A 5440-nucleotide genomic window follows, 5' to 3' on the forward strand; every position below is an offset into this window, starting at 1 on the left:
GCTCTCATTATGGAATTATTCGACATTAGACTGATGATCCCTCCATTCCCCTTAAAAACAATGTTCCGAATATGTTTTTGTAAAAGGAACATCGGGATTTATGAGACTCATATTGTCTAAAATATGCTGCTTCGATATAATGATTTCAATCGTATTGTTCCGATACTCACAGTTATAGGAACTTTAGTTTGGAGGGGATAACATGAAGCGAAATTGGGAACTGGACGAATTAATTGAGTATTTTACGATCCTACCGAACGAGATGAGGTTGATCGAGAACAAGACCGGGGATACCAGGATTGGATTTGCTGTGCTACTCAAGTTTTTTCAAAATGAAGCCCGTTTTCCAACTCATAAGTACGAAGTTCCCAAAGCGGTGATCGCCTACATTGCAAAGCAAATCTTCTCTGAACCAGAATTATATGCTTCGTACGATTGGACCGGTCGTTCAATCACCTACCACCGAACACAGATCCGGGAGTTCTTCGGGTTCCGCGAGGATACGATAGAGGATGCTCTGGAAATGACAGAATGGCTATGCCAACATGTTCTGTATCACGATCATGAATTTGAGCATTTAAAGGACTGCGTTTACCGTCGATTCCACGAATTACAAATCGTGCCGCCAACGCCGGATCGCATTGAGCGTTTGATCCGTTCAGCCATTCACACATATGAAGAGTCCTTTTTCCAAGCGACATACCAAAAGCTGCCTTCTAAGTCTCTAACCCAGCTAGACTCTCTAATTGATAGTATTTCTTATTTAGAGATTGACGAAGAAGAAACCGCCAGCGACAGCAACATACAAATATCATTTAATGAGCTAAAGGCAGATCCTGGCCGTGCTGGGGTGGATAGCGTGCTGAAGGAAGTTAACAAATTGCGGACTATTCGCAATTTGGAGCTTCCGGATGATTTATTTCGAGACATTCCCCATAAGGTGTTGAAAAAGTATCGGCAGCGCGTTTCTACTGAGGATCTGCGTGAGCTGCGCCGACATCCAGATCCGATTCTATATACGCTGTTGTCAGCTTTCTTTTGGTTACGCTGCATGGAAATCTCGGACAACCTGGTCGATCTGCTTATTCAAATCATTCACCGTATCGGAGTACGCGCCGAACGAAAGATCGAAAAGGAAATACTGAACGATCTACGACGAGTCAGCAACAAGTACGGAATTTTATTTAACTTGGCACAGACCGCCATCGAGCATCCGGAGGGAATCATTAAAGATGTCTTATACCCGGTTGTAAACGAACAAACACTAAAAGATTTGGTCAAAGAGTTTAAACATACTGGACCGGCATACCGCGAAAAAATCCATACGGTCATTCGCGCCTCCTATGGCAGTCATTACCGCCGGATAGTTCCAGAAATTCTTAGCATTCTTGATTTTCGTTCTAATAACGACGTTCACCGACCGGTTATCCTTGCGCTCGAACTGATCAAAAAATACACTCAAACAGGAATGCACTATTTTCCCTTAACCGACGAAATTCCGATCAATGGGGTGATCCGCAATAACTACAAGGAAATTATCATCGAAAAAGATGAAAAGGGACAAGAACGAGTAAACAGGATCAATTATGAAATCAGCGCCTTACAAATGCTCCGGGATAAGTTACGGTGTAAAGAAATTTGGGTATCCGGCGCGAACAGGTATCGAAATCCAGATGAAGACCTGCCGGTAGACTTCGAGGAACGCCGGGAGGAAAACTACAAAGCTTTAAATCAGCCGCTGGATGCAGATCCCTTTATAACTACGTTAAAGCAGGAAATGATTCAAGGTCTTGAAAAATTAAACGAGGGAATGCCGAAGAACCCTAAAGTACGGATTACTGATAAAGGTAAAGGTTGGATCTCGGTTTCTCCGTTGGAACCGCAAGAAGAGCCGGTTAATTTAATCCGGATCAAAGGAGAAATTACGCGCCGCTGGCCAATGACCAGTTTGCTCGATATTTTGAAGGAAACTGATCTAAGAATTTCATTTACAGAAATGTTCAAGACGGTGGGCCATCGAGAAATATTAGACCGGGATACGCTGCAAAAGCGGTTGATCTTATCTCTTTACGGTTTGGGAACTAATACCGGTTTAAAGCGTGTCAGTGCCGGTGATCATGGTGAAAACTATAAAGACCTTCTTTACGTCCGGCGTAAATTCATTCACAAGGATAACCTTCGCAACGCGATTTCCGAAGTAGTGAACGCTATCTTCAATGTACGGATGCAGGAAATATGGGGTGAGGGAACAACTTCTTGCGCCTCCGATTCAAAGAAATTCGGGGCATGGGATCAGAACCTCATGACGGAATGGCATATCCGATACCGCGGCAGTGGTGTTATGATTTATTGGCATGTAGAGAAAAATTCAACTTGCATCTACTCGCAGCTTAAATCGTGTTCTTCATCAGAAGTCGCCGCGATGATGGAAGGGTTGTTACGCCACTGCACCGATATGGAAGTGGAGAAGAATTATGTTGATTCACATGGTCAGAGTGAGATTGCATTCGCCTTTTGTTATTTGCTTGGATATAAACTCATGCCTCGATTAAAAGCTATTCATACACAAAAGTTATACCGTCCGGAGGCAGGAATGACAGACGCTTATGCGAACCTGCAGCATGTACTCACGCGCCCGATTAATTGGGAACTGATCCGTCAGCAGTATGATCAAATGATGAAGTATGCAACAGCTTTACGGCTTGGTACTGCTGAAACGGAAGCCATTCTGAAACGGTTTACCCGGAACAACTTGAAGCATCCAACGTATCAGGCGCTAGGTGAGTTGGGTAAGGCAGTTAAAACCATCTTCCTTTGTGAATATTTGCATTCGGAAGAATTACGGCGAGAGATAAATGCTGGTTTGAATGTCGTGGAAAACTGGAACTCGGCAAATGGGTTTATCTTCTATGGCAAGGGTGGAGAAATTGCCACAAATCGCATGGAAGATCAAGAGATGGCCGTTTTATCTCTTCATCTACTGCAAAATTGCTTAGTCTATATTAATACCATCATGTTCCAGAACGTTTTATCGGAGAAGAAATGGTTTGATCTAATGACTCCGAAAGATTTACGTGCAGTGACACCCTTGATCTATACGCACGTTAATCCATATGGCACATTCCGATTGGACATGACGGAAAGACTACCATTGGAAGGTGAACCTGCATGATTGAAAAACGTGTATCTACAAAAAAGAAAGCCCGGGAGCTGGCGAAGTACATTCGCTCAGAACGACCGGACTATGCTTACTTAAAGAGTTTGTTTCAGCATTTAAGAAGCGAGCTTGAAATTGAGGTTCCTAAATCAAATAAAAAGCTGCCTTATGTACCCACTGAGGAGGAATTAAAAAGATACTATGAAGTGGTTTGGAAGGCCAAGAATTTTCAGGACATGATGATCGTGAAGACCCTCATGTATACAGGTGTCCGGGTCAGTGAGTTAATCAGCATTAAGCTGGCGGACATCGATTTTCATTACTGTCAGATCCGGATCAACAAAGGAAAGGGCAGCAAAGACCGCATTGTTCCATTTCCTCAGACTTTCAAAGAGCTACTAGCCATGCACACTGATTCGATGAAAAAGAAGCAAGCGGCCTATCTGTTTGAGTCCTCATGGAAGAAAAAATACACTGACAGGGGAATACGCAAAATTTTGGCTAAATATTCAGAGGAGGCCAAGTTATCTCAAAACCTTTCTCCTCATAAACTACGTCACTTTCTATTAACCTGGCTAAAAAAGCAGGGCATTGATGACGCGCTGATTCAACCCTATTCCGGCCATGAAAGCAGAAAATCTTTGGAAGTATACTCAAAGCTGGCAATTACCGATGCTCAAAATGAATATAACGAGGTTATTAATAAATTTCCAATTTAATCCATACGTTTGCGGGTGGTGTCAGCTACGCTGGTATTACCCCGAATAGGAAGGCTTAAGATCCCCACGGCAAATAATTTGTCATCCCATCCCTTTATTGTTCCGGAAAACAATGCCATAGCAATCATCCCATAAATCGCAAATCTGGTAAGCATACCAAGCAAATTTTTCATAGGATAAAGAAAACTAGCCACCAGCACTATTATTATAAAATCCTTCCACGAGTCCATAAATGTCCAGCGACACAAGTCTACTCTCATAAATGACACAAACATACATCCATAAAAAATGCGACACAAAAATGCTTCCACCATTAGCACTTTGTGTCGCGTTTTTAAAAGTTGTTCTTTCGCCGCTTTTTAATTGAATTAAATGGACATTCATAAATTATCTTATCGTCAGTATCATTTTGCCACCAATGGAATAGTTATCGGTTCCGGTTTTTGACAATCAGTGGGTAATACGTTTTTCCATAGTATTACAAACTTCATTGTAAACCAACTCTGTAGGAGTTTCTTCCGATATCATATGCTTGATGAGAAATTCATACCAAAACTGGTCGAAAGATGTGTCCACAACTCCTCCTCCATAACCAGCACGAATAGTTAAATAACGATCCCATAATTTCATTCGGAACCTTTCCAGTTCAGTACATCGCTCCATGTTAAGGTTTCCATTTCAAGCGGCGGGGCCATCATTTGATTTATCCGTTGCTTTCTCCCTTTCCTCCGCCAATTTTTGAAAGTATTTTGCCCTTTCCAAGTGATACGCACGCAGTTGTTCTTGATAATGGTGCATTTTCATATGCCAATCATACATTTGTTTGCAATAGGTAGCATGATCATGTGTATACATCGGCATCGCGTAATGGGTAAAATTATTCAATTCATTTCCTCCCAAACCTTTTTTGTAATATTTGCTTCCACAACAGTCTATGGGAAGATACCTATAATCAACACGGCATTTACCTAGTTCCTTTTTTATTTACTGTAATAGGCCGCGAAGTCCTTCTACGGATGATGTAGGCCATTAAAAATAGCCATGCTGCAAAGAGCATGGCTATTTGTCCGTGATTAGAAACCTTTATATTGCGGTTCTTCGTTTTCCAACTGCTGAACACGACTTTCTACTTGCTAAACGATTTGTTGTGTCGATTGTGCTGCACTGGTAAATAACGTCTTAGCTTCTTGGTTTTGAGTATTCAGAGCGAATTGTTCGAGGCTTGCCTGGGCGCTTTTTAAGGAAGCCACGCACATTTTGACTTGGGATGCTACAGTCATCACTTGTTCACCTCCTTCCAAGTGAATACTCTAACTGACATTTCCAAATCTTCCTAAAAATAAAGTCAAACCGCGGCGATTATTGGACCATATTGTATACTTACCCAAAATATCCCTAGTTTATGGGATTCCCATCTTCATTAATCACCTTTGATGATCGAGACTTGACACATACGGGTTTAGGACAGTATTGCTTCATCCCATCCCAATTACCCCAGATACAATTTTGGCATTTTTTCGGTTGCTTTGGCCTGTATTCCGGAAACAAAAGAACTTCTCCCCCC

General features: G+C 42.0%; 5 protein-coding genes and 1 pseudogene. 2 read left to right on the top strand and 4 right to left on the bottom strand.

The features are described from left to right. The first annotated feature begins 202 nt into the window (after window positions 1-202). Window positions 203-3172, top strand: coding sequence for a Tn3 family transposase (locus tag G519_RS0137750; protein WP_029198946.1), 2970 nt, complete (start codon window positions 203-205; stop codon window positions 3170-3172). After that, window positions 3169-3876, top strand: a complete 708-nt coding sequence (locus tag G519_RS0137755) for a tyrosine-type recombinase/integrase (protein ID WP_029198947.1) — start codon at window positions 3169-3171, stop codon at window positions 3874-3876. The genes G519_RS0137750 and G519_RS0137755 overlap by 4 nt, the downstream gene beginning before the upstream one ends. Here G519_RS0137755 and G519_RS0137760 read toward each other — a convergent pair. From G519_RS0137760 to G519_RS49675, 4 genes and pseudogenes are all read right to left on the bottom strand, one after another. Beyond that, window positions 3873-4136, bottom strand: coding sequence for a hypothetical protein (locus tag G519_RS0137760; protein ID WP_244280357.1), 264 nt, complete (start codon window positions 4134-4136; stop codon window positions 3873-3875). The genes G519_RS0137755 and G519_RS0137760 overlap by 4 nt on opposite strands. Window positions 4137-4326: 190 nt before the next feature. Then, window positions 4327-4506 carry a hypothetical protein gene (locus G519_RS0137765; protein ID WP_029198949.1) on the bottom strand — a complete coding sequence of 60 codons (180 nt, stop codon included), beginning with the start codon at window positions 4504-4506 and terminating at the stop codon, window positions 4327-4329. 48 nt (window positions 4507-4554) lie between these two features. Further along, window positions 4555-4761, bottom strand: coding sequence for a hypothetical protein (locus G519_RS0137770; RefSeq protein WP_029198950.1), 207 nt, complete (start codon window positions 4759-4761; stop codon window positions 4555-4557). Window positions 4762-5012: 251 nt separating this feature from the next. Beyond that, window positions 5013-5156, bottom strand: a pseudogene (locus G519_RS49675) (DUF1657 domain-containing protein); the annotation flags it as partial. Between the last annotated feature and the right edge of the window lie 284 nt (window positions 5157-5440).

The sequence above is a fragment of the Paenibacillus alginolyticus DSM 5050 = NBRC 15375 genome, from assembly GCF_000422905.1.
In the GTDB taxonomy this organism is placed as follows: Bacteria; Bacillota; Bacilli; order Paenibacillales; family NBRC-103111; genus Paenibacillus_E; species Paenibacillus_E alginolyticus.